Below are 2,578 nucleotides of genomic sequence, written 5' to 3'. Positions count from 1 at the left end.
GCGTACGTCACCGCCTGATCCGGACTAAGTTGTAGAGCTCGCTCCCCAGCCTCGATAGCGGCTGGGTACTGGCCAATCTGGGTGTAATCGTTGGCCAGATCGATCCAGGGCACGGGATCAAACGGATAAGCGGCCGCCCACACTTTATAGGTGCCGATCCCTCGTTCGACGTCGCCGAGGCCCTCAGAGTAATAGTGCGCCTCGATAATCAGGGACTCCTTTGCGCTCGTGCGAGCACGCAGGTCGAAGGCCCTTTGGAGATATTGTGCGGCAAGCTTTTGCTCACTGGCGTTGTAATACATGGAAGCCATGGCGCCGTAGGCCATGGCGAACTGCGGATCCAGTTGCAGCGCCCGTTGATAGTAGGGCAGGATCTCGGTCTCACCCTTGCCCTCCGAGAATAGGGAGAGGCCCGTGGAAAAGTCCTTGAGAGCCTCCAGCGATGCGGTGGTCGCCTCAGCGATAGGCTTGTCGTAGTGTGCGACCGACCCCGCGGTTTCGCCCAGTTGCGTGCGTGTTCGGGTAGCAACGGTATCGATCGCGTCCAGAATCTCTTCCCGGTTTCGCGCCTTTGCCTCGGTGCTCGCCAGTCGTTTGCCAGTATGGCAATCGGCGGCCTGTAGCGTGAGCAGGTAAACACTGCCTACCGGTTCGATGCTTGCGGTAAGCAGTACATCGCGGTTACCGCGTTGGCAGACCTCGGCCGCAACTGCCGGCGTGAGCGCGTCGTCGCTCTTCCGCCCCATCATCTTTAACACGCGGCCCGCGTCGCCGTCCGTCATTATGCCGAGGTAGGGCGATTGCTCGAGGTCGATGGCCAGTGCCCGCCTGAGCGAGTGGTCCAAGGTCGCATCTCCGGTTCCACTCGCAAAATCGGCCAGCGTCACCCGCAAGTAGGGGCGCGCTGTCTGTCTTCGCCAGGATTTCCAACCCGCCAGAATGGCGCCGCCGGCCACAACTGCGGCGAGTAATGCATAGAGGCAGATGCGGCGAAGCGACCGTTGCCTTCCAAGGGTGAACGGCGGCGAAGATTCTTCGATCACAAGTTGGGCGCGCTCCACGGTATGCTGCACCGTGACCCCTTCGCCCAGGCGGCCACGGCCATGTGCAGTCTCTTCCAAGAGAGGGTCTTTTAGCGCGAGTTCCCTCACCTCAGCGGTGAACTGGTAGCCTCTCCCGGGCACGGTCTTGATCCAACCGGCTTGATCGCCCAGTGCCCGGCGCAAGGCCACAACATGCTGCGCCAGGTTGCCCTCCTCGACAAAGGAGTCCGGCCAAACGGTGCGCAGCATTTCTTCCTTGGTGACTACGCGGCCTGCGTGCACAACCAGGCAAGTCAGCACGTCGAAGGCCTTGGACCCAAGCGCCACCGGCTCCCGGTCGCGGTACAAACAGCGGCCGCTCACACTCAGTTCGAATTCCCCAAAGCGGTAAGAGTGTTGTTGAGTCAATGACATACGCGCCTTCATAACTTTTTATAAAGATTCATGCGGGGCACAAGACTTCGTTGAGTGCCTTCATGTGAAGTGGCGTTGAACGGAGGAGCCATGGCGCCAGACAACAAACCTTTGTCAGCACACATGCTAGCGGGGGAACCGGCTGCAGAGGAGTGCGGACCCTATCGTCGCACCGAACTCCGCATCGAGCGCGAACAGTTTACCGTCCACTACCAGCCGGGCGCCAGTTACTCAGGTAGATGCTCCCGGTGCGGGCGCGAGGTCGTGATGTTGACTGCCGAAGCGGCCGCCGTGACCGTGGGCGCAACCCGGCGCGAAGTCTACCGCTGGGTGGAACAGGACGCGCTTCACTTTCAGGAAGCAATCACCGGCGAAGTCTTTCTCTGCTCGGTTTCCCTTGAGCGGCTCCGGTGCCGCGGTCCGGCCGCATGCGAGAAGTCGCTTGAGTAAGCCTGGCCTCTAGGCCCTGAGAGGTTTATTTCACTCGATGTTTCGGGGGGAACATCGGGTGACGTTGAGTAAAGGGAGCTCTCCATTGGCGAACTTCTGCATAGGAATTGTAACGAGCGGTCCGTCGAGAAACGCGTGGGCTGGATTTGGTCTGGCGATCGCATTGTTGATGGTGGGGGGGTGCAAGAAGTCCCCCTCCCCATCGCAGCCTGAACCGCAGGGTTCTGCTGTTGCCCCGCCGGCAACCAGCACACCCGCCCCCTCCGGTAGTCTGGCGGATCGGCTGAACGCGGTGCAAAGCGGATCGGCAGACAAACCTACCAGGGTGCCATTGCCGAGTTGGAAGCCGTTTCCCTCGGGCGCGAGCGTGATCCAGGTGCCGTTACGGCCGGGCCTTGGGCTTACCGCGGTCAACCCCTCAAGGATAAAGAGCAATCCGGGAGACGTACCCATTGCCGCGTACGTCGAGGACGTTTCGCCGACGGTGGTGCATTTGCATCATTACAACGACCCCGCCGCAGACAAGGCGAGAAGCATGGGCCAGTTCCAATCGGATGACCCCCAAACCAAGCAGCCGCAGGCGGAGGTGGACCATCGCGAGATCGACTGCGATATCACGGTCGACCGGAGCGATCTGGCTACCTCGCACAACATGAGGGACTACGTCTGCC

General features: G+C 61.0%; 3 protein-coding genes. 2 read left to right on the top strand and 1 reads right to left on the bottom strand.

What is annotated here, in order from left to right; translation table 11 throughout:
* Positions 1-1,469: winged helix-turn-helix domain-containing protein (locus WCB02_RS09690; protein ID WP_423957803.1), on the bottom strand; the 1,469-nt coding region annotated here is incomplete at its 3' end.
* Between the two features lie 255 nt (positions 1,470-1,724).
* Between WCB02_RS09690 and WCB02_RS09685 the strand changes: the two genes are divergently transcribed.
* Together WCB02_RS09685 and WCB02_RS09680 are read left to right on the top strand one after the other, a co-directional pair.
* A complete protein-coding gene (locus WCB02_RS09685) occupies positions 1,725-1,907 on the top strand; it encodes a hypothetical protein (RefSeq protein ID WP_423957802.1) in 183 nt (60 codons plus the stop codon).
* A 367-nt stretch (positions 1,908-2,274) separates the two neighbouring features.
* Positions 2,275-2,578: hypothetical protein (locus WCB02_RS09680; RefSeq protein ID WP_423957801.1), on the top strand; the 304-nt coding region annotated here is incomplete at its 3' end.

The sequence above is a fragment of the Bradyrhizobium sp. genome (assembly GCF_049581145.1).
Lineage (GTDB): Bacteria > Pseudomonadota > Alphaproteobacteria > Rhizobiales > Xanthobacteraceae > Bradyrhizobium.
This window is presented reverse-complemented; position numbering and strand designations above follow the sequence as displayed.